The sequence below is a fragment of the Actinoplanes sp. DH11 genome (assembly GCF_020873875.1).
Classification (GTDB): domain Bacteria; phylum Actinomycetota; class Actinomycetes; order Mycobacteriales; family Micromonosporaceae; genus Actinoplanes.
This window is the reverse complement of record NZ_JAHWGU010000243.1, coordinates 1-233: the sequence shown is the minus strand read 5'-3', so window position 1 is coordinate 233 and position 233 is coordinate 1. Positions and strand designations below refer to the sequence as shown.

Sequence of the window (233 nt, the reverse complement as noted above, 5' to 3'; positions counted from 1 at the left end):
CGTCAGCCACCCGCACGACATCCAACGGCGCGGACACATCAGTCACCACAGCCCGATACGGCAACAACGCCCGCGTCGTAGCCAACGAGAACCCGACATCAACAGGATCAGCATCCAACACGGCCAAACGCTGCACCTGCGCCGCCAACGCCTCCGGCGACTTCGCAGAAACCAGCCACGGCACCGGACCCGGCACCCGCACCGACTCCCCCGGCACCTCAACGCCCGGACCC

Annotated in this window: 1 protein-coding gene; it reads right to left on the bottom strand. The window is 67.4% G+C overall.

What is annotated here, in order from left to right:
* Positions 1-184 (bottom strand): hypothetical protein (locus tag LPA41_RS43955; protein ID WP_229077051.1); only part of this gene is annotated, 184 nt, incomplete at its 3' end.
* Between the last annotated feature and the right edge of the window lie 49 nt (positions 185-233).